16 protein-coding genes are annotated in these 19,686 nt (G+C 52.8%); 3 read left to right on the forward strand and 13 right to left on the reverse strand.

The window, feature by feature from the left end:
- Positions 1-32: 32 nt before the first annotated feature.
- The 7 genes from panB to BCM14_RS06305 all read right to left on the reverse strand — a co-directional run bounded on the left by panB (position 33) and on the right by BCM14_RS06305 (position 10,015).
- Positions 33-854, reverse strand: coding sequence for a 3-methyl-2-oxobutanoate hydroxymethyltransferase (gene panB / locus BCM14_RS06275; RefSeq protein WP_106227160.1), 822 nt, complete (start codon positions 852-854; stop codon positions 33-35).
- Between the two features lie 13 nt (positions 855-867).
- Entirely contained in the window at positions 868-3,558 is a 2,691-nt protein-coding gene (locus BCM14_RS06280) for a DNA topoisomerase III (RefSeq protein WP_106227161.1), read from the reverse strand.
- Between the two features lie 92 nt (positions 3,559-3,650).
- Positions 3,651-4,541 (reverse strand): tRNA glutamyl-Q(34) synthetase GluQRS, encoded by an 891-nt coding sequence (gene gluQRS, locus BCM14_RS06285; RefSeq protein ID WP_106227162.1) that lies wholly within the window; start codon positions 4,539-4,541, stop codon positions 3,651-3,653.
- A gap of 17 nt (positions 4,542-4,558) precedes the next feature.
- On the reverse strand, positions 4,559-5,017 hold the full coding sequence (locus tag BCM14_RS06290; protein WP_106227163.1) for a Smg family protein: 459 nt from the start codon (positions 5,015-5,017) through the stop codon (positions 4,559-4,561).
- A gap of 113 nt (positions 5,018-5,130) precedes the next feature.
- Complete coding sequence (locus tag BCM14_RS06295; protein WP_106227164.1) at positions 5,131-7,158, reverse strand: acetyl/propionyl/methylcrotonyl-CoA carboxylase subunit alpha; 2,028 nt, start codon at positions 7,156-7,158, stop codon at positions 5,131-5,133.
- Positions 7,159-7,179: 21 nt separating this feature from the next.
- Complete coding sequence (locus BCM14_RS06300) at positions 7,180-8,787, reverse strand: carboxyl transferase domain-containing protein (RefSeq protein WP_106227165.1); 1,608 nt, start codon at positions 8,785-8,787, stop codon at positions 7,180-7,182.
- 49 nt (positions 8,788-8,836) lie between these two features.
- A complete protein-coding gene (locus tag BCM14_RS06305) occupies positions 8,837-10,015 on the reverse strand; it encodes an isovaleryl-CoA dehydrogenase (RefSeq protein WP_106227166.1) in 1,179 nt (392 codons plus the stop codon).
- A 107-nt stretch (positions 10,016-10,122) separates the two neighbouring features.
- Between BCM14_RS06305 and BCM14_RS06310 the strand changes: the two genes are divergently transcribed.
- Together BCM14_RS06310 and metC are read left to right on the forward strand one after the other, a co-directional pair.
- Positions 10,123-11,181, forward strand: coding sequence for an MBL fold metallo-hydrolase (locus tag BCM14_RS06310; RefSeq protein WP_106227167.1), 1,059 nt, complete (start codon positions 10,123-10,125; stop codon positions 11,179-11,181).
- Between the two features lie 33 nt (positions 11,182-11,214).
- On the forward strand, positions 11,215-12,408 hold the full coding sequence (gene metC, locus BCM14_RS06315; RefSeq protein WP_259673459.1) for a cystathionine beta-lyase: 1,194 nt from the start codon (positions 11,215-11,217) through the stop codon (positions 12,406-12,408).
- 10 nt (positions 12,409-12,418) lie between these two features.
- Here the strand turns inward: metC and BCM14_RS06320 are convergent, their stop codons facing one another.
- The 3 genes from BCM14_RS06320 to argS are packed head-to-tail and all read right to left on the reverse strand — an operon-like array spanning position 12,419 to position 15,519.
- Entirely contained in the window at positions 12,419-13,054 is a 636-nt protein-coding gene (locus tag BCM14_RS06320) for a thiol:disulfide interchange protein DsbA/DsbL (RefSeq protein WP_106227168.1), read from the reverse strand.
- A gap of 26 nt (positions 13,055-13,080) precedes the next feature.
- Positions 13,081-13,806 (reverse strand): SPOR domain-containing protein, encoded by a 726-nt coding sequence (locus BCM14_RS06325; protein WP_106227169.1) that lies wholly within the window; start codon positions 13,804-13,806, stop codon positions 13,081-13,083.
- A 9-nt stretch (positions 13,807-13,815) separates the two neighbouring features.
- Positions 13,816-15,519, reverse strand: a complete 1,704-nt coding sequence (argS, locus tag BCM14_RS06330; protein ID WP_106227170.1) for an arginine--tRNA ligase — start codon at positions 15,517-15,519, stop codon at positions 13,816-13,818.
- A 101-nt stretch (positions 15,520-15,620) separates the two neighbouring features.
- Between argS and BCM14_RS06335 the strand changes: the two genes are divergently transcribed.
- Positions 15,621-15,950, forward strand: coding sequence for a DUF1840 domain-containing protein (locus tag BCM14_RS06335; RefSeq protein ID WP_106227171.1), 330 nt, complete (start codon positions 15,621-15,623; stop codon positions 15,948-15,950).
- A gap of 39 nt (positions 15,951-15,989) precedes the next feature.
- On the opposite strand, the gene BCM14_RS06340 is transcribed toward BCM14_RS06335, so the two are convergent.
- The 3 genes from BCM14_RS06340 to BCM14_RS06350 are packed head-to-tail and all read right to left on the reverse strand — an operon-like array spanning position 15,990 to position 19,685.
- Positions 15,990-17,030 (reverse strand): extracellular solute-binding protein, encoded by a 1,041-nt coding sequence (locus BCM14_RS06340; protein ID WP_106227172.1) that lies wholly within the window; start codon positions 17,028-17,030, stop codon positions 15,990-15,992.
- A 20-nt stretch (positions 17,031-17,050) separates the two neighbouring features.
- Complete coding sequence (locus BCM14_RS06345) at positions 17,051-18,100, reverse strand: CobW family GTP-binding protein (protein ID WP_106227173.1); 1,050 nt, start codon at positions 18,098-18,100, stop codon at positions 17,051-17,053.
- Positions 18,072-19,685, reverse strand: coding sequence for an amidohydrolase family protein (locus BCM14_RS06350; RefSeq protein WP_106227174.1), 1,614 nt, complete (start codon positions 19,683-19,685; stop codon positions 18,072-18,074). Before BCM14_RS06350 ends, BCM14_RS06345 begins: the two co-directional genes overlap by 29 nt.
- Between the last annotated feature and the right edge of the window lies 1 nt (position 19,686).

Consider the following 19,686-nt stretch of genomic DNA (forward strand, 5'->3'; position numbering starts at 1 on the left):
GTGCATCGTTCAGCTTTGAAGGGGAAGTCGATTTAGTCTTTTTTGACTGCAAAACAATGTTGCAATTCAGGAAACTTAGACGATCGTACCTCATCGGCGTAGCGTTCAACAGCCTGACGCATTTCATTTTCAAGATTGGCATAACGCTTCACGAATTTCGGTACTCGCGAACCGCTCAAACCGAGCATGTCTTCGGTGACTAAAATTTGACCATCACAAGAAACTGACGCACCGATACCGATGGTCAAAGCCGATACAGCCGAACTGATGTTGGCTGCCACCGCCTCGGCTAAACCTTCTAGCACGATGCCGAAGGCCCCTGCGGCTTCGAGTGCCTTAGCATCGTCCATCACCCGCTTGGCAGATTCTTCTGTGCGACCCTGAGCAAGATAGCCACCCATCGTATTCACGTATTGTGGCATCAAACCGATATGCGCCAACACAGGTATTCCGCGAGAAACGAGATACTCGACGGTTGTTGCCATCACAGAACCGCCTTCAAGCTTGATCGCATCAGCGCCATGCTCAAGCAGGTAGGCGGCGCTTCTAAATGCTTGGGCGGGTGACTCTTGATAACTACCAAACGGCATGTCAGCGATAACGCAGGCTCTTTGCGTACCTCTCACGACAGCCGCCGTATGTTGAGCGATCTGCTCTAGTGTGATCGACAACGTATTCGGTAACCCATAAGCAACCATCGCCGTCGAGTCTCCAATCAGAATAAAGTCGACGTAGTCATCGAGAATCCTGGCCGTGGATACGTTATGCGCCGTCAGGGCCACGACTTTACGATGACCTTTGCATGCCAGCAGTTGCGGCACGGTCATACGTCTTACGTCTGGGTGTACGCTCACGTTTTAGCCTTTTTTAGTCATCACTGCCGGCGGTCTCAACTGTTATAGCTACCTTCTTTGCTGCTTTTTTTACCGCTTTTTTCGCGGGAGCCTTTTTTGCTGCCGCCTTCTTAGGCGTTGCCTTCTTCACTGCCGTTTTGGTTGCAGTCTTGGTTGCAGTCTTGGTTGCAGTCTTGGTTGCGGTTTTCGTTGCGGTTTTAGCAGCTAGCTTTTTGGCCGCCGCACCACCCGCCGTTTTACGCGCTGGTCTATCGGGTCGAGCCTCAAACTCGAAGCTCACCTTGCCGTCAGCTCCCCGCGACAAATACGCCTTGAACTTACGATTCGTTCGGCTTGAGACAAAGCCCTCGAGCAAATCCGTTTTACCCGTTTCAAGCAGCTTGCTCATCTGCTCTGCGCTGACTTCTTGCTGCAAAATAACCTTACCCGACTTGAAGTCGCATGTCCGAGCCGGACCAACCGCTTTCTCACACAAATAGCTCATGCCGTGCTCAAACACGCGGGCACTGCATTTGGGACAAGTCCCGAGCGCCTGATGTCCTGAAAAATCAACTGGCTCGGCGTTGTCATCATCATTTTGACCGAAATCGAACGCTAACTTGCACTCACCATCCAGCGTAAGGATCGCAGCGAACGGGCGCCCCATCTTGCTAATGAAACCTTGCATCGGGCCAATCTGCTTGTCGTGCAGCAAGGTTTCGACTTCAGCCGGTTCGAAGGTTCTGCCTCCTGGGTGCTTGCTGATCGAGAAATCGCATTGCGTGCAAGCATACCGGCGATAGTTTTCTTTCACGACCGCGCCGCACTTCGGGCAAGGGGTGGTCAGGGTAATGTAATCGCCAGGCACTGTATCGCGGTCATACTCTTTCGCGCGCTTAACAATGACCTGCGTCATCTGGGCGATCTCGCGCATGAACACCTCGCGCGCCAATTGTCCTTGCTCCATTTGCTTGAGCTTGTGCTCCCACTCACCTGTTAATTCGGGAGAGGTAAGCTCTTGCACATCCAGGCCTTTCAGCAAAGTCATCAGCTGGCGTGTTTTGGCGGTGGGCACCAAATCACGGCCTTCACGTCGCAGGTAGACCTCATTGATCAACCCCTCGATAATCGATGCACGCGTCGCCGGCGTGCCCAGGCCTCGCTCAGACATTGCTTCTCTGAGTTCGTCATCCTCAATATCCTTGCCAGCTTTTTCCATGGCTGACAACAAGGTGCCTTCGTTATACCGAGCTGGTGGTTTAGTCACCAAGGCGACAACAGCGATTTCTTCGGTACGAACGTTTTCTTTGTCGGCTACCGCAACCAGATTGGCATCTTCTTCTTGCGCCTCTTTGCCATAGACCTCAAGCCAACCAGGGGCAGTCAACACTTTGCCTTTGGTTTGAAAATGATGACCGGATACGACTGTGATCCGCATGGTTTCGCTATATTGCGCTGGGGGGAAAAACACCGCCAGAAAACGCTTGACCACAAGATCGTAAAGTTTGGCCTCGGCCTCGCTCAATTCTTTAGGGATTTGCAAGGTTGGGATAATGGCAAAGTGATCCGATACCTTGGTGTTATCAAAGATTCGTTTGTTCGGTTTGATCCAACCATTTTTGGTAATTTTGGAAGCATGGGGGGCTAGGGCACGTGCTACGCCCTCCCCTTGAGACAAGGCACCAACCGTCTCAATCACTGTCGGGATGTAATCCTCGGGCAGATGTTTAGAGTCTGTTCTGGGATACGTGAGTGCTTTATGCCGCTCGTATAACGACTGAGCCAGCGCCAGGGTCGTTTTTGCCGAGAAGCCAAAACGGCCATTGGCGGCCCGCTGTAACGACGTCAAGTCAAACAAGGCATCGGCCCCGCGGCTCGTCGGTTTGGCTTCTTCTGTCACCACGCCATTTTGGCCACGGCAAGCCACAACGATTGTTTTCGCAGCAGTTTCTGTCCAGAGCCGGGATTCGACCTGCTCTTTATCGTCAGGATCGGTCTTTGCAAACTTGGGATAGAACCAGCGCCCCTCATAGAAACCAGCTGCCGCAACAAAGCTTGCACGAACTTCCCAGTAATCGCGCGAAACGAAATGCCGAATTTGCTCTTCGCGTCTGGCAACGATGGCCAGAGTGGGCGTTTGCACACGACCAACCGGGGTCTTGAAAAAACCCCCATCCTTACTATTGAATGCGGTCATGGCCCGAGTGCCATTAATACCGACCAGCCAGTCGGCCTCAGCTCGTGATCGTGCGGCGGCTTCTAATGGTTTGAGAGATTCGTCGGTGCGTAGCTCAGTAAACGCTTTACGAATCGCATCTTGAGTCATCGACTGCAGCCACAGCCGCTGCACTGGCTTATTCTGGCCAGAGTACTGTTGGATGTATCTGAAAATCAACTCACCTTCACGCCCGGCATCACAGGCGTTGATCAAAGCGCTGACATCTTTGCGTTTAATTAACCGCACCAGCATCTTGAGACGCTCGGTGGTCTTTTTATCCGAAGGATTCAATTCGAACTGCGGTGGGATCACGGGTAAATGAGCGAAGCTCCATTTACCTTTGACTGGGTCATTGGGCGCAATCAAGCTCAAAAGGTGGCCAACGCTGGACGAAAGCACGTATTGCTCGCTCTCGAAGTAGTCGCCTTCACGCGTAAAGCCGCCAAGCGCTCTTGAAATATCAAGGGCTACTGAGGGTTTTTCGGCAATGATCAATGTTTTAGTCATGTCTATCCAGATACACCGATGAGCACGGCACGCATTAAGGCACGCTTAACCACAATAGGTCAAGACACCGCAAGCGCATCATAAGTGCGTTATCAACAGGCGTGCAAGTTAGCACGTTGTGCTGCCTGATCCCAAATCCGAATGGCTTCCCGCCAAAAAAGGGTGAGGTCGCTGGCAGGAATGCGCTCGAATCCTAAGAGTTTCCACGTTTTTTGTAAGGTTTCAAGCGGATTGGTCAAGTCGAGCGCGGGCGCTCCGTTCTGTTTTGAGAGCTTCAACCCCAATTCATCTGTGACAACCGGTACATGCCAGACTGTCGGTTGCGGGTAGCCTAAAAACTGATTCAGCAGTCGCTGCCTGGCCGTACTACTCAGTAAATCCTCACCCCGGACAATATCGGTGACACCCTGCGCCGCATCGTCAACGACCACTGCTAGCTGATAGGCCCAGATCCCATCCGCCCGTTTCAGCACAAAATCGCCCACAGCCTGGGCGACATCCTGTTGCAGGGAACCCAAACGTCTGTCTGTAAACGCAACGACTCCCTCAGGCACCCTAAAGCGCCACGAGAGCGCTTGTCGGCCCGCAGGTAGGCCCTGGCGGCAGGTGCCCGGATAGGGCCGCTCACCGTCCGGAAACTGGCCCTGTTGCCGCAAGACCGAATCGGCAATCTCGCGCCGGGTGCAACCGCAGGGATAGACGCATTGTTGGGCAAGCAAACGATCAAAGGCAGCCTGATAGTGGGGGAGTCTGGTCGACTGGTACCAGACGTCACCGTCCCAATTCATGCCTAAAGCCTTGAGTTGCTTAAGTATTGTTCGGTCAGCGCCGGCTACATTGCGGGGAGAATCGAGATCTTCAAAGCGAACAATCCACCTGCCCTGGCTCGCATGAGCATCAAGGAAGCTAGCCACCGCAGCCACTGCAGACCCTTCATGCAAGGGCCCGCTGGGGCTGGGAGCAAAACGTCCGACGTACGACAAACCAATCAGTGCAGCATCTAGTGCAGCAGTCGGTCTTCGTCGTCGCGCAGCAGCTCTTCAAGGATCAAATGATCGACTTCTGCTTCTTGGCTCCAGAGAACCATCAGCGCGATGATCTTGATTTTCTCGAGCGAGACAGGTGCTTCGGCCGTTGCCATGGCACGATCAATCACTATTTCTCTCAACGCAGGCGATAAAGCCTCGGTCGCTTCAAGAAAGGTGATGAATCCTATTGAGTCAGAGCCAAGATGGCTGTGCTCACTGTCGGCATAGACCCGGGTACCGCTTCCGGGTGATTGTGCCAATTCGACACACTGTTCAGTGGTCTCGGCCAATCCCATCAACCAGCCCAGGGCATCGTCGATGTCTTCATGCTCAAACCCCGCTGCGGCTAACCGCTTAGCCAGTACATCCGCTGATGGACAAGCTTCTGGGGTGTAATAGTTTTCGAACAGGTACACCAGAATGTCAAACATAAGGTCGCCTATTTAAAAACCGGGAGCCGGATTGGACTCCCGCTGTTGTGATTTCACTTTACGCTCAAAACTAACTTGCGACAACGTCTAACGCAAATATATTTTACGCGTGGTTAAGATGCCACATTGAAATTTTGCTCGGACTGCACGCTCAGCAACTCAACTCCCTCAGCAACCTGATCACCCACCGCGAAATACACCTCTCCGACCACTCCATCTGTCGCCGCAGAAATCGTGTGCTCCATCTTCATCGCCTCCATGACCAAGAGGGCATCACCCCGTTTAACCGACGCGCCAGACTTAACGTAAACAGCAATAACCTTACCTGGCATTGGGGCAGTCATTCCGCCCGCATTCGTGTGCGTGCCCTGCTCTGCTTGTGCCAGAGGATCCGTCAAGATCAAACTTGTTTGCCTGGATGGCTCAAACACCTGAATCGCTGTACCGTCCCGAAGCACGGTTGCCTGATGCTGTTGACCCAGGATGGAGAGACAAACCTGCATCGCCAAAGCTTGAGGATCAGATTGAGTAGTCCAGCTGACCAACAGTTTTCGGCCTTCTAACTCAAAAGTACGAGTGTGCCCGTCACCGGTCACCAGAATAGTTCGGACACTCTCGCCATCGACCAGCATGACCTGGCGAGCAGCTAAACCCGCCAAACGCCAAGTGCTCTGATCACGCCACGGGTCGCTCCACAAACGTGACTGTGCTCCTTGCTCTGTTAGCACTGCAATCGTTGCCAAGACCAAGGCCTGGTCAGTCGCGCGAACCGCGGCGGGCAATAACGTATCACGGTGTTGCTCAATGAGCCCGGTATCCAGGTCCCCTTCGGCAAAGGCCTGATTCGTCATCAATCGGCGTAAAAACGCGACATTGGTGTGCACGCCAACAATGCGGGTGTGCTCGAGAGCCTGCACCATGCGCGCTCGAGCTTGATCCCTATCCTCGCCATGGACAATCAGCTTTGCAATCATGGGATCGTAATAGGTCGAGATCGCGTCACCGGCTCTAATTCCTCCGTCTATGCGAACAGGGCCATTTAGAAACGCGGTGCTCTCAGGGAAATCAAGGTATTGAAGCGTCCCAACAGATGGCAGAAATCCATTATCGGGGTTTTCTGCATAAATACGAACTTCAATTGAGTGGCCTTTGAATTGCAGCTGCTCTTGCGTCAGGGGCAGAGGCTGGCCGGCAGCAATCCGTAACTGCCACTCGACCAAGTCCAGTCCAGTGATCATCTCGGTAACCGGGTGCTCTACCTGCAAACGGGTATTCATTTCCATGAAATAGAAACGACCATCGGGTTCAACAATAAACTCGACTGTCCCAGCGCCAACATAGTTAACGGCTTTGGCGGCCGCGACAGCAGCTTCACCCATCGCCTGACGACGTGCTGCCGTCATCCCTGGAGCGGGGGCTTCTTCAATGACTTTTTGATGACGGCGCTGAACCGAGCAATCTCGTTCGAACAAATAAATGCAATTGCCGTGTTGATCTGCAAAGACCTGAATTTCGATATGCCGCGGTTTTTGCAGATAACGCTCGATCAAAACCTTGTCATCACCAAAGCTGGACAGGGCTTCTCGCTTGCACGAGCCAAGCGCATCCTGAAAGGCATCGCGGCTAGTGACCACTCGCATTCCCTTACCACCGCCACCTGAACTGGCTTTAATGAGCACCGGATAACCAATGGAGTCTGCTTGTTGCAACAAAAAATTCGGGTCTTGCTGCTCGCCGTGATAACCCGGCACCAACGGAACGCCTGCTTTGTCCATCAAGGTTTTAGCGGCCGATTTGCTACCCATGGCAGCAATCGCTGAGGCCGGTGGGCCAACAAAGACAATCCCTGCCTTAACGCACGCTTCTGCAAACGCCTCGTTCTCGGATAAAAACCCATAACCGGGATGCACGGCCTGCGCGCCCGTTTCAAGCGCGGCACGGAGGATAGCATCGCTCAGTAAGTAGCTTTCTCTCGCTGGCGCAGCACCAACACGAACTGCAGCATCACAACTTGCCACATGCTTGGCATTCGCGTCAACATCCGAATACACCGCAACGGTCTTGATACCTAAACGACGGGCAGTCGCTGCGACACGGCACGCAATCTCACCGCGGTTTGCAATCAATAGGGTATGAAACATTTTTTGTCCTTGCTAGACCGATTACATCCGGAACACGCCAAAGCGCGTTTCACCAATCGGTGCGTTCAACGCCGCCGACAAACCCAAGCCCAGTACTCTGCGCGTATCGGCCGGCACAATCACGCCGTCATCCCAAAGCCTCGCAGTCGCATGATAGGGATGGCCCTCGCGTTCGTACTGCTCTCGCACAGGGGCTTTAAACGCCTCTTCCTCCTCGGGCGACCACGCTCCACCCTTGGACTCAATACCATCGCGTTTGACGGTGGCCAAGACACTCGCAGCCTGCTCACCGCCCATCACCGATATTCTCGCGTTGGGCCACATCAACAGTAACCTTGGACCAAACGCCCGACCACACATGCCGTAATTACCGGCACCAAACGAGCCGCCGATCAAGACGGTGAATTTGGGAACGGCAGCCGTCGCGACCGCAGTGACCATTTTTGCGCCATGGCGCGCAATCCCTTCGTTCTCGTATTTGCGACCGACCATGAAGCCCGTAATATTCTGCAGAAACACCAGTGGGATTTTGCGTTGTGCGCAAAGCTCAATAAAGTGTGCGCCCTTCTGTGCAGACTCTGAAAACAGAATGCCGTTATTCGCGACAATACCGACCGGCATGCCGTGGATATGAGCGAAGCCTGTAACGAGTGTTGTGCCAAATCGTGCTTTGAATTCGTCGAACTCAGAACCATCAACAATACGAGCAATGATTTCACGAACGTCATAAGGCTTGCGCGTATCCGACGGGATAATCCCGTTAATTTCTTGTGGGTCGTACTTTGGTGGAACAACCTCGCGCAATACCTGTTGCTGGGGTTTCTGGCGATTCAATCTGGCGATGGCGTTGCGCGCCAACAAGAGGGCATGCTGATCATTGGCGGCGAGATGATCCACGACACCAGAGAGCCTGGTGTGAACATCCCCACCACCCAAATCTTCTGCGGTAACGACCTCGCCCGTCGCTGCGCGAACCAGTGGGGGTCCACCCAAAAAAATGGTGCCCTGATTTTGCACAATAATGGATTCGTCGCTCATGGCGGGCACATACGCCCCCCCCGCCGTGCACGAGCCCATCACCACTGCTATTTGCGCAATTCCCTTGGCCGACATGTTGGCCTGGTTATAAAAAATACGCCCGAAGTGGTCCCGGTCGGGGAAAACCTCTTCTTGCTGAGGCAAGTTGGCACCACCCGAGTCAACCAGATAAATACAGGGCAGATTATTTTGCTCGGCGATCTCTTGCGCGCGCAGGTGTTTCTTCACTGTTAACGGGTAGTACGTCCCGCCCTTGACTGTCGCATCGTTGCACACAATCACGCACTGATTGCCTGAAACCTGACCGATGCCCGTGATGATGCCGGCTCCCGGCGCGTCACCGTTATACATGCCGTGCGCTGCCAGGGGTGACAGTTCAAGAAACGGTGAGCCAGGATCAATCAATTGCTGAACACGGTCGCGCGGCAACAACTTGCCTCGCCCGATATGCTTCGCTCGAGCTTCCTCAGATCCGCCCTTGGCCGTTTGATCGAGCTTCTGCTTGAGATCGTCGAGCTGAGACTGAAGATTCTTGGCGTTCTCAATGAACTCCGCCGAGCGGGTATTAATCTTTGATTCTATCTGGGGCATGTTAACCAGCCTTTATTTGCAAACATCAGTCATCCGTTTTTTAGATGGATTACATCGTCTCATTGAACAACTCACGACCGATCAACATCCGGCGAATTTCGCTGGTGCCCGCGCCGATCTCATAGAGCTTCGCGTCACGCCAGAAGCGCCCAAGCGGGTATTCGCTGATATAGCCATTACCACCAAAAATCTGTATCCCTTCGCCAGCCAACCACGTTGCTTTTTCAGCGCAATACAAAATGACTGCCGCGCAGTCTTTGCGGATCTGTCTGACATGCAGAACGCCTAGCTGATCCAAATTTTTTCCAACCGTGTAGCAAAACGCCCGGCAAGCCTGAAGCGTCGTGTACATATCTGCTACCTTGCCCTGTATCAATTGAAATTCACCAATGGACTGGCCGAACTGCTTACGATCGTGAATATAGGGGATGACCTGATCCATCACGGCCTGCATAATGCCCAGCGGACCCCCGGTGAGCACAGCCCGCTCGTAATCGAGACCACTCATCAGCACTTTGACGCCGCCATTGACTTCACCGAGCACATGATCGCCGGGTATCAGACAGTTCTCAAACACTAATTCACCGGTATGGCTACCGCGCATGCCTAGCTTATCCAGCTTTTGAGCGATGCTGAACCCGGGCATCCCTTTTTCGACCAAAAAAGCAGTGACACCTCTCGCGTTAGCCTCAGGATTCGTCTTGGCGTAAACCACCAGTGTGTCCGCATCCGGGCCATTGGTGATCCACATTTTCGTGCCGTTCAACACGTAGTCAGCTCCCTTGGGATCTGCTCGCAGTTTCATACTAACCACGTCCGACCCGGCACCCGGCTCGCTCATGGCTAAAGCGCCAACATGCTCGCCCGATATCAGTTGGGGCAGGTATTTGCGCTTCTGCGCTTCGGTTCCGTTGCGATGAATCTGATTCACACACAAATTAGAGTGCGCACCATAAGACAAGCCAATTGCACCACTCGCACGAGATATTTCTTCCATGGCAACCATATGGGCGAGGTAGCCCATGTTGGCGCCCCCGTACTCTTCGCTCACCGTCAGCCCCAAAACGCCTACATCGCCCATTTTGCGCCATAGCTGCATCGGAAATTGATCATCCTTGTCCGCCGCAGCGGCTAATGGGGCAATCTCCTTGTCAGAAAAGTCCCGGATCGCCTCGCGCAACATGTCGATGTCTTGTCCGAGTTCAAAATTCAGGCCTGGCAATTGCATATCAGTCTCCTCACGTTTTTAATTGGGGCAAGCGTTGGTATAGTTAGACTTCGACATAAAACTCGCGTGGTCAAGCCACCAGATCCAGCACAGAGACAAACAAGCTCATGAATCTACTCGAAAGCAGATTACATTACCCCTTAGGCGACACCTTGCCCCAACCTGCAACAACCATTGAGGTCGCGCCAGGTGTTCGCTGGATCAGAATGCCGCTTCCTTTTGTACTCGATCATATCAACTTGTGGCTGTTACGGGACAATATCGAAGGCGTAGAAGGATGGACGGTCGTCGATTGCGGTATTGGTCGAGACGAGGTCAAAGCGCTCTGGCAACAAATTTTTGATACCCAACTTGAAGGACTGCCCGTGCTGCGAGTGATCTGCACACACATGCATCCGGACCACGTGGGTTTAGCCGACTGGATCTGCAAGCACTGGGGCGTGCCCCTGTTCATGAGTATGACTGATTACATGACAGCCAAACACTGGAGCTCGCACACCAACGGCGCCGGCACGGGTGGGGCGACTGCCGTTGCACACTTTGCTAGTCACGGCCTGCGCGATCAAGAAGCCTTAGCTCAGCTGGGTGCCCGATCAACTTATTACAGTGGCTTGGTGCCCAGCGTGCCCGAGTCCTATATTCGCATGCTTGATGGCGACATCATCAGGATTGGTGACCACAACTGGCAGACCATTGTCGGATACGGCCATGCTCCTGAACATATGGCGCTGTTTTGCCAAGACCTTAAAGTACTGATATCAGGCGACATGCTGCTGCCGCGAATATCAACCAATATCAGCGTCTTTGACATCGAACCAATGAGCAACCCTCTGCCGCTGTATTTGCGCTCGATCGCCTCGTTCAATCCGCTTCCCGAAGATACGCTCATCCTGCCCTCGCACGGCAAACCGTTTACCGGCCTGCACGAGCGCGTCAATCAACAACAAGAACATCATCGTGACCGGCTGGCAGAGGTACTGGAGGCGTGTGCGACGCCGCAGAGCACGCACGATATCTTGCCCGTGCTCTTCAAGCGCAAGCTAGACTTGCACCAAACCACGTTTGCGATGGGTGAAGCGACTGCTCACTTACACGCCCTCTATTACGACGGCAAGCTATCCCGGACAGTCGGCGAAGATGGCATCATTAGATTTACATGCGTTTAACCGAACGGCTGCCACCACAATTAAGGATTTTTTGTGAACCACGACCTCGATACTCGTTTGCTACATATTGGCAGTGCCCCCTTTGACCCTGTAACGGGTACTGCCCCCGTTAACCTGCCCTCGATGCGCACCAGTACGGTCAGATTTGAGAATCTCGATCGATTACAAGAAACCGTTGCACGTCGCATGAAAGGTGAGCGTCCGATTACCTACGGTCGATCGGGCATGGATACCCATCGCGCGCTCGAAGAGGTATTTAACGCGCTCGAAGGCGGTTGCTACACTTGCCTGGCGCCGTCTGGCTTAGCAGCAATCAACATCCTGTTCATGACCGTTTTGCAAGCCGGCGATCACGTGCTGATTTCCGACAGTGTTTATGCCCCCGTCCGCAACCTCAACAACGCTTTGTTGAGTCGTTTGGGGATCTCGGCATCGTATTTCTCGGTTGGCCATGATGATGTCGCCGCGCTAATACAAGCCAATACCAAAATGATTTACGTCGAGTCGCCAGGTTCCTTACTGTTCGAGATGATCGATATCCCCGCCTTAGCCAAAATCGCCAATGCAAGGGGCCTCGTTTTAGCCGCTGACAACACTTGGGGCTCCGGATACATCTACAAGCCACTGGATTTGGGCGCTCATATCTCTGTGATCGCCGGGACCAAATACGTCGTGGGGCACTCTGATGTGATGCTGGGTGCTGTGGTGACCAATGACGAGGCCTTAGCTAGGCGGATTTTTCAGACCCAGTATGCAATGGGTAATTCGATTAGCGCGGACGACGTATGGCTTGCATTACGTGGCGTCAAAACCATCGCTGTTCGTATGCCGCAACACGCTAAAAATACGCTTGAAATTTGTCAGTTTTTTGACTCACGCAAAGAAGTCGCACGGGTGTTTCATCCGGCATGGCACAAAGACCCAGGCCATGCGCTATGGCAGCGCGATGCGACGGGATCAAACGGCATGCTTTCGATCGAGCTTAACTGCAGCCCAGAGGCTGCCAAGCCTTTCGTCAACGCGCTCACGCTCTTTGGAATTGGGTTCTCTTGGGGTGGCTATGAAAGCCTGGTGCAATGGGTTGAGCCCGGCTCATTAGCGCCACACACCTACTGGGCCAACAATCCACACGCGGTGATCCGATTGCACATCGGCCTCGAATCAACGGTGGATCTGATTGAGGACTTAACTCAGGCGTTGGGCAAGATCCAAAACTGGGATCTTTAATCGCATTTAACTAGTTGCCTCTCACTTTCTTGACCAATGCGTCTGCAACGTCAATGGTTTGCTGATACCCGCCAGCTTCGGATGGCGAGGTAAGGTATTTACCCGCCACGGCCATTGATGGAGTGCCCTCCACGTTGTAGGCCTTAGACAGCTGATTGGCTCTCTCGGTTTTCGACAACACACCAAACGAGTCGAACACCCCTTCGAATTTAGCCTTGTCGACGCCCTGACTCGCCACCCAGTCTGACATCTCTGCTTTGGTGAAGATACGCTTATGCTCTTCGTGAATTGCTTTGAATACTAACCCGTGCAGATCCAGCCGATTTAATGCCTCAAGAGAGAAGTACAGTTGTGCAAGGGGCTTATACGCCGCGCTGAAGACGACAGGCACCTGGGTCACCACCACATCAGAGGGCAAGGTCTTTGCCCAGGACTGCAACATCGGATCAAGAACTGCACAATGGGGGCATGAGTAGGCGAAAAACTCGAGGACTTCTATTTTGCCAGGCTCAGTTCTTTGGGGTGGGTCAATTGCTTTATATTTAGCTGAGGACACGTCTTGAGCGGCAACCGCTGAGGCACTCACGAAGGTCGTCATAGCGACTGCACAGACGGCCAGCGCTCGCAAAAACATATTTGACTTCATTTTCGGCTACCTGATGATTTAAAAAATTATTGTCTGACGACAACTGCTGGGATCTTCTCTTCACCTAACCGGGCTCGTACACGATTCATTTCGTCCAGACGGCTAAACGGACCGACTCGCACTCTATGAACTTGACCACCGCCCACTTCGGCTTGCTGTATCTCTGACGATATCCCCATCAAAATAAGCTTGGCACGCAAGGTCTCTGCATCTGACCTTGCTTTAAATGAGCCCACTTGAAGGTAATAAGTACCGCCCGAAGCGCCCGCAGCGCTGTCACCCGATTTACCGGTCTCGGACTTATTTGCCTCGGGCTTTGGAACATCGATTTTAGCGGCAGAATCTTTCGCCACTGAGGGCGCTGTTTGCGATCGGGAGGAAGACGGCGAAACAGGCTGCAGCGTCGCGATTAAGTCGCCCAAGTCATCTTTCATGTCACCCGGCTTGTTCGCAGCCGACGATGTCGCCGCGCCAGGTTGCTCTGAGACTTTCGGTACGTCAACAAGAGGCCCATCGGGATTACTTCCCGTTCGATTACCAAACGCAGCGTTTGGATCGGGCGCGTCAGTCACGGAGCCCGAGGGCAGCGTCTTATCGGGTGAGCGGCTGACCTTATCAACAAAAGGCAGGGGCGATTTCTTCAGGTAATAGGCGACTGAAGCCGCGATCATCAAACCAATCAACAATCCAGCCAGCACACCGTAGACGATGCCACCAATACCACCACCGCCTGAAGATTTACGTTTAGCCATACCTCAATCTTACATCCGTTCAGGTGCCGACACACCCAACAAATCCAGGCCATTTGCCAATATCTGGCGGGTTGCGTCTGCCAGACGCAAACGCACGCATTTCAGTTCAACATCATCAACGAGCACTCTTTCGGCGTTATAGAACGCATGAAAATCAGATGCACAGTCACGCAACCAAAACGCCAGTAAATGGGGAGATAATTCTTGCCCTGCCTGCTCAATCAACGCAGGGAACTCGGCAAGACGTTGCAGCAACGAGAGCTCCGTCGGCGCACTCAAGAGGCTTAACGGTGCCAAAGTTCGTGCTGCCTCATTGGTGCCAGACTGGGCAAGCATTGAGCAGATACGCGCGTGGGCATATTGAATGTAATAAACGGGATTCTCTTCACTTTGCGAACGAGCAAGATCTACGTCAAACACAAACTCAGTATCAGCCCGACGCTGAATCAGAAAGAATCGAACGGCATCGCGCCCAACCCAATCAATCAAGTCGCGCAGGGTGACATAACTGCCTGCGCGCTTTGAGATTTTGACCTCTTCACCCGCGCGCATTACCTTGACCATCTTATGCAGAATATATGAAGGGAAATCCTTCGGGATTCCCATTTCCAATGCCTGGAGGCCTGCGCGAACACGCGCGACCGTGCCATGGTGATCGCTACCCTGGATGTTGATGGCGTGGGCAAATCCACGATCCCATTTCGTCACGTGATAGGCCACATCAGGCACAAAGTAGGTGTAACCACCCTCAGATTTGCGCATCACGCGGTCTTTGTCGTCGCCCGTACCGAGCTCGGTCGTGCGCAGCCACAAAGCGCCTTCACTTTCATACGTGTTGCCGCTCGCCACCAACTTGGTCACGGTTTCTTCAACACGACCGCTCGTATACAGAGAGCTTTCAAGATAATAGTTATCAAAAGCCAGGCCAAACGCCTGCAGATCCAAGTCTTGCTCGCGGCGCAGATACGCAACGGCGAAACGGCGGATATTATCCAAATCATTGAGATCACCGTTTGCGGTGACAGGTAGACCGTCGCTCGCGGTAACGGTCTTTTTGGCGATGAAATCGCGGGCAATATCGGCAATGTATTCACCGCGATAGCCATCCTCCGGCCATTCAGGATGGCCAGGCTCATCGCCAATGCCTGGGTTCACCCCACGGCCGCGCGCCTGAACACTAATCGCCAGATTATGAATCTGGTTACCCGCGTCGTTGTAATAGAACTCGCGACTTACCTCGTAACCACTGGCATCAAAGATGCGACAAAGGGCATCGCCAAGCGCGGCTTGACGCGCGTGGCCGACGTGCAAAGGTCCTGTTGGGTTTGCCGAAACAAATTCAACCATTACTTTTTCAGCTTTACGAGAGGCTCGCCCATAAGACTCGCCTTGCTCTGTAATAGCCGTCAACACGGCCACACGTGCCTGATGCGTCAAACGAAAATTGATAAACCCGGGCCCGGCCAATTCGGCAGACTCGATCATGGCGCGGGCGCTTTCGTCAGCCATCAGGGCATCAACCACTTTTTGAGCTAACTCGCGTGGGTTCAATTTGGCTGGCTTCGCCAGTTGCATCGCCACGTTTGTCGCCAAATCCCCGTGCGAGGCAATTTTTGGGCGCTCAAGTAGGACATTGGGATTGGCGTCGGGCAACACGCTTTTAACGGCTGCCTGAAGGCTTTTTATTAAGTTTTGTTTTTGCTCGGGGAGCATGGTGTGTGGCTGCGCAATGGGAAGCTTGAAATAATAGCCTGAATTGGTTTTAGAAACTTCTGACCGCTTTGGTGTATGGTTAGTTCAACTAGGAGAAAAAAATGCTAGTGACATTCAGCAGCAAAGCCGGCGGAGACGTTTTAATGCTTGGCGAACATGCCAAACCCATCTTGCTATTGGCGGGTAAAATCGCCGAAAACCCTTTCCCCGTTCGCGGCGTTTTTAGCATTGAACAGTTACCCGAAGCGATCCAACGGCTTGAAGGCGGGGTGGCAAGCGAAGTCCCAGCCGAAGTAGATGAAGAGACCATTCCCAGCCCCTTTTTGTTACCGGTAAGTTTGAGGCAAAGGGCCTTCCCCTTGCTTGACCTGATGCGCAAAGCTCAGAAGAGCGGCAAGCCTGTCTTATGGGAGACAGGCTCCGGTTGGTAAGGTCTAATCTTGACTGACGTAGGGGTTAAAACTTTTGACTCAAGCTTTGAACGACTTATTCCAATAATCCAAAACGACTGATTTCTGTGTAATGAGTTTTTTGGCATCATAGGCAAAGACTCGCTTCATTTCGTCATCCGTAAAACTGACGCGCGCACGCAAATCAGCTGGAAGGTCGGCATTACGAACCGTTGGCGCATAGCCCATCGCCCTAGCGAACTCGACTTGCCCCTTAGGATCTAGCATTGCGTTAAGAAATTTAGCGGCACCTTCCTTGTTTCGCGAACTCTTAGGCACAGCACCCTCAAAAGTCACCGCCACCGCACCCTCTTGCGGCACGACAAAACCAAGCGGCAAACCGTCGTTCTGCCATTGCAGAGCGCGGGCCTTCCACATGCAACTGATCCAGATCTCACCCGACTTGAAGGCAGCGGCAACCGCTTCGTTTGAGGGAAACACCTTGGGATCGTTTTGTTTTAGTTTCGATAAAAACTGAGTCCCCGCATCGTAGCTACCCATATTTCCGCCATTAGCCAAACCCGCAAAAAGCGTGCTTGCCGCAAAGAGGATGTCGGAAAAACCTACCCGACTCCTGTACTTTGGATCTAGTGCATCGTTAAAAGATTGGGGCGGCGTTGAAATTTTTTCTTTGTTGTAGACCAGCACCATGGCACTAAAAATATGGGGGATCGAATATGCAGTTTTAAATTGATCATGGACGTGCACGAGATTAGGGATCGTTTTGTCACTAAGCGCTTCGAGCGTGCCGGCTTGTGAAGCGTCGTACATATCCAGATCTTGTAACAGGGCAACATCCATCGAACCCCGACGCGCATTCACCTCTGTTCGCAACTTCGTCAATCGCGCTTCGGCGCTGCCGGTATCAAACACAACAGGCACACCAGAAACAGGATTAACGATTTTCAGCAATAGGTTCTGGTAGTCGCCCCCCCACGTTCCGACCACGACATCAGTGCCTTCAGCCATTGCCTTTTTTGCTAGCAGTGGTGCAGTTGGCAGCAATAAGAGCCCCGAAGCAGTTTTCAGTAATTGACGTCTGGTCGTATTTGGCGATGACATAAGCGATCCTGATTGCGTAGTTAATGAGAAACAACGTTGAACAACGGCTGTGGGGCATTGGTCGGCATTAAGGCATTTGAGAGACAGATAATCCCATCCGCCAACTCATTCATAATACTAATAGCATCCAGATCCATTGTCATCACCACAATAACATCAGCCTCAGTCAGAAATTTCGTCAATCGTCTTGGCATTGAATAGGTCGTGCCAACGCTTTGTATGAGTATCGGCTCGGCGCAATCAGAGACATGCACAAGCAACTTTGTGCGCAAAAGTCTATCCCCACAGAATCCCGCTAAGTCGTCCAACCATTGCGCGACATCTTCCCAATAAAGCGCTCGCGTCGCGATCCCTTTCAAGACATGAATTCTGGGATGGGCTGCGGTCGTTGAGAGGTCTCTCATCGTCAGTTGCTGTTGCCATTCATCTTGATTTTGCTCCATTTCGTAGCACTGAAATGCTTTCTCGACCAGGATGCGTCGGTCGGTGTCGGCAACGATCTGCGCCAAAGGATTGATCGAGCTCACATAGTTAATTCGACGGGGTAGCAAGGTTTCATCAACACAATCAAGCTTGGTGAAAACAATCCGCTGTGCAGCGCTGAGCTGCGCGACGGCCTCGTCAAAACGTTCACTGTTCAGTTCACCAACTTGGGCATCAAAGGTGCTCACGACCAACACGCGCAGACGTCTGACGACCAAGGCAGGATCCGCTAACGAAGCAAGAATCGGGCTGGGCTTGGACACCCCGCTAGTTTCAAGCACAATCCTGCGCAAAGGCGGCGAACCTGAGGGACGTGGCGCCTCCAACAATTGCTCGACGGTGTAAACCAGACTGCTACGCAAAGAACAACAAACACACCCGTTTGATAATAGGGTGAACGGCACCTCAGTCGTTTCTTCCTGAACCAACACACCGTCAATACCGATTTCGCCAGCTTCATTAATAATGACAGCCGTGTCGTTCAAATCATTCTGGGCCAGAAAATCAACAACCAGAGACGTTTTGCCACTACCCAGAAATCCGCAAAGCAGAATAAGCTCAACGCCCTGATGGTCGGTCACTGTCATCACCCTCCCAGCTTGAATCAACTAACGCACGCACATCTGCGAGCAATTCTTCAACGTCATAAACAACGCCTGCACGGATCGTGTATTGCAGGGACTTTTTCCATTCGGTCGCAGCAGTAGCGTCATTTAGTCGAAGCGCTCCAGTGCCATACATCTGTTTAAAGTCCTCGAGAGGATTGCACTGATGCACCAACAGATCCGCTCGTTTCCCCAAATCAATTGATCCCGTATCTTCATCGATACCTAAGAGCGCAGCACCTTGAGACGTCGCAGCACGTAATACCTCCAGAGGATTGAATCCTGCTTCTTGCAGTAGCTCGAGTTCACGAATTAGCCCAAAGCCGTAAATCTGATAGATAAAGCCAGAGTCACTTCCGGTACACACTCGGCCGCCCCGGTTTTTATAGTCATTAACAAACTGCATCCAAAGCGCATAGTTTTGTTTCCACTCAATTTCGTTCTGCGTGCTCCAGCGATACCAATAAGCGCCATGCCCACCTCGTTGCGGCTGGAAATACTTCCAGATCGACTTCCAGGTGTAGGCGCCATGCCAATCCGCACGACGAGCTCGCATCAAATCGCGATTGGCGTCGTAAATATTAAAAGTCGGCACAAACGTATGATCCAGCTCTAAAAACTGATCAAGCACGTCATTCCATTTTTGACTACCAGGCGCTGCAGCCTGCATAAACATCTGTCCAGCCACAGAAAAGCGCATGTACTCATCGCCGTAGTTGTAATCGGCCGGGAAGTTTTGCACGACTCGTTTTTCAAACAACGCCTCTGGAATACCGTAATAATGTTCAGAACTGGTCAACCCCCATTTCGCAGAGCTTAATGCGTTCACACGCGTCACGCTCATTTGTGCGTGATGGCAACCGCTCTTGAGACCAAGTCGATTGGCCTCATCCAAAGCAGCCTGCATGATCAAAGGCGGTGCGCCAAAGAATTTAACGCCATCAGCACCCCGTGCTTTAATGCGCCGCACCCACTCGCGCGCCTGCTCCGGCGTGAAGATCGTTTTAATTCTGTCGTTAACAGCCGGGAAGTAGCTGTGACAAATCATTCTGGGTGCCGCTATCTCGTTGCGCTCAGCCGCCTCACGTTGCTGCAACATGTATCCCAAACCATTGATACTGCCCATCTCACGCACGGTTGTCACGCCATGTGCCAGCCACAGCTTGTAGACATAGTCTGCTGGTGGCACCGACCCACTCATGCCATGATATGGCGTACCCACGTGACCATGGCAATCAATTAATCCCGGCGTAACGAATTTGCCGTGACAATCGATTTCGTGATCACCCGCTGCTGGTCGTCGCCCAGGTTTAATGGCAACCTGCGGGGTGCCCACATTAACCAGACCGGTGATGCGTCCAGCTTCAACAACAAGATCCACTGGTCCCCAAGGTGGTGCGCCGGTACCATCGATAATGGTCGCGCCACGCAAAATAAGGCGTTTGAACGGCCCCGCGCCACGATCGCGCTGGGTAGCCGCCGTTGCCGGAAACATTCCCTTAGGCTCGTTAATTAAACGGCTTTCTTCGCCGCAATCGAAATCCTTAATGATGCTGGTATCAATCATG

Origin of the sequence: Jezberella montanilacus (genome assembly GCF_003003055.1) — a bacterium.
Classification (GTDB): domain Bacteria; phylum Pseudomonadota; class Gammaproteobacteria; order Burkholderiales; family Burkholderiaceae_B; genus Zwartia; species Zwartia montanilacus.

Bases quoted from the DNA above. Each gene is read 5' to 3' on its own strand.
- BCM14_RS06280 (WP_106227161.1), bottom strand. From the start codon at position 3,558: ATGACTAAAACATTGATCATTGCCGAAAAACCCTCAGTAGCCCTTGAT.
- BCM14_RS06290 (WP_106227163.1), bottom strand. From the start codon at position 5,017: ATGTTTGACATTCTGGTGTACCTGTTCGAAAACTATTACACCCCAGAA.
- BCM14_RS06295 (WP_106227164.1), bottom strand. From the start codon at position 7,158: ATGTTTCATACCCTATTGATTGCAAACCGCGGTGAGATTGCGTGCCGT.
- BCM14_RS06300 (WP_106227165.1), bottom strand. From the start codon at position 8,787: ATGCCCCAGATAGAATCAAAGATTAATACCCGCTCGGCGGAGTTCATT.
- BCM14_RS06305 (WP_106227166.1), bottom strand. From the start codon at position 10,015: ATGCAATTGCCAGGCCTGAATTTTGAACTCGGACAAGACATCGACATG.
- BCM14_RS06310 (WP_106227167.1), top strand. From the start codon at position 10,123: ATGAATCTACTCGAAAGCAGATTACATTACCCCTTAGGCGACACCTTG.
- BCM14_RS06320 (WP_106227168.1), bottom strand. From the start codon at position 13,054: ATGAAGTCAAATATGTTTTTGCGAGCGCTGGCCGTCTGTGCAGTCGCT.
- BCM14_RS06325 (WP_106227169.1), bottom strand. From the start codon at position 13,806: ATGGCTAAACGTAAATCTTCAGGCGGTGGTGGTATTGGTGGCATCGTC.
- argS (WP_106227170.1), bottom strand. From the start codon at position 15,519: ATGCTCCCCGAGCAAAAACAAAACTTAATAAAAAGCCTTCAGGCAGCC.
- BCM14_RS06335 (WP_106227171.1), top strand. From the start codon at position 15,621: ATGCTAGTGACATTCAGCAGCAAAGCCGGCGGAGACGTTTTAATGCTT.
- BCM14_RS06340 (WP_106227172.1), bottom strand. From the start codon at position 17,030: ATGTCATCGCCAAATACGACCAGACGTCAATTACTGAAAACTGCTTCG.
- BCM14_RS06345 (WP_106227173.1), bottom strand. From the start codon at position 18,100: ATGACAGTGACCGACCATCAGGGCGTTGAGCTTATTCTGCTTTGCGGA.
- BCM14_RS06350 (WP_106227174.1), bottom strand. From the start codon at position 19,685: ATGATTGATACCAGCATCATTAAGGATTTCGATTGCGGCGAAGAAAGC.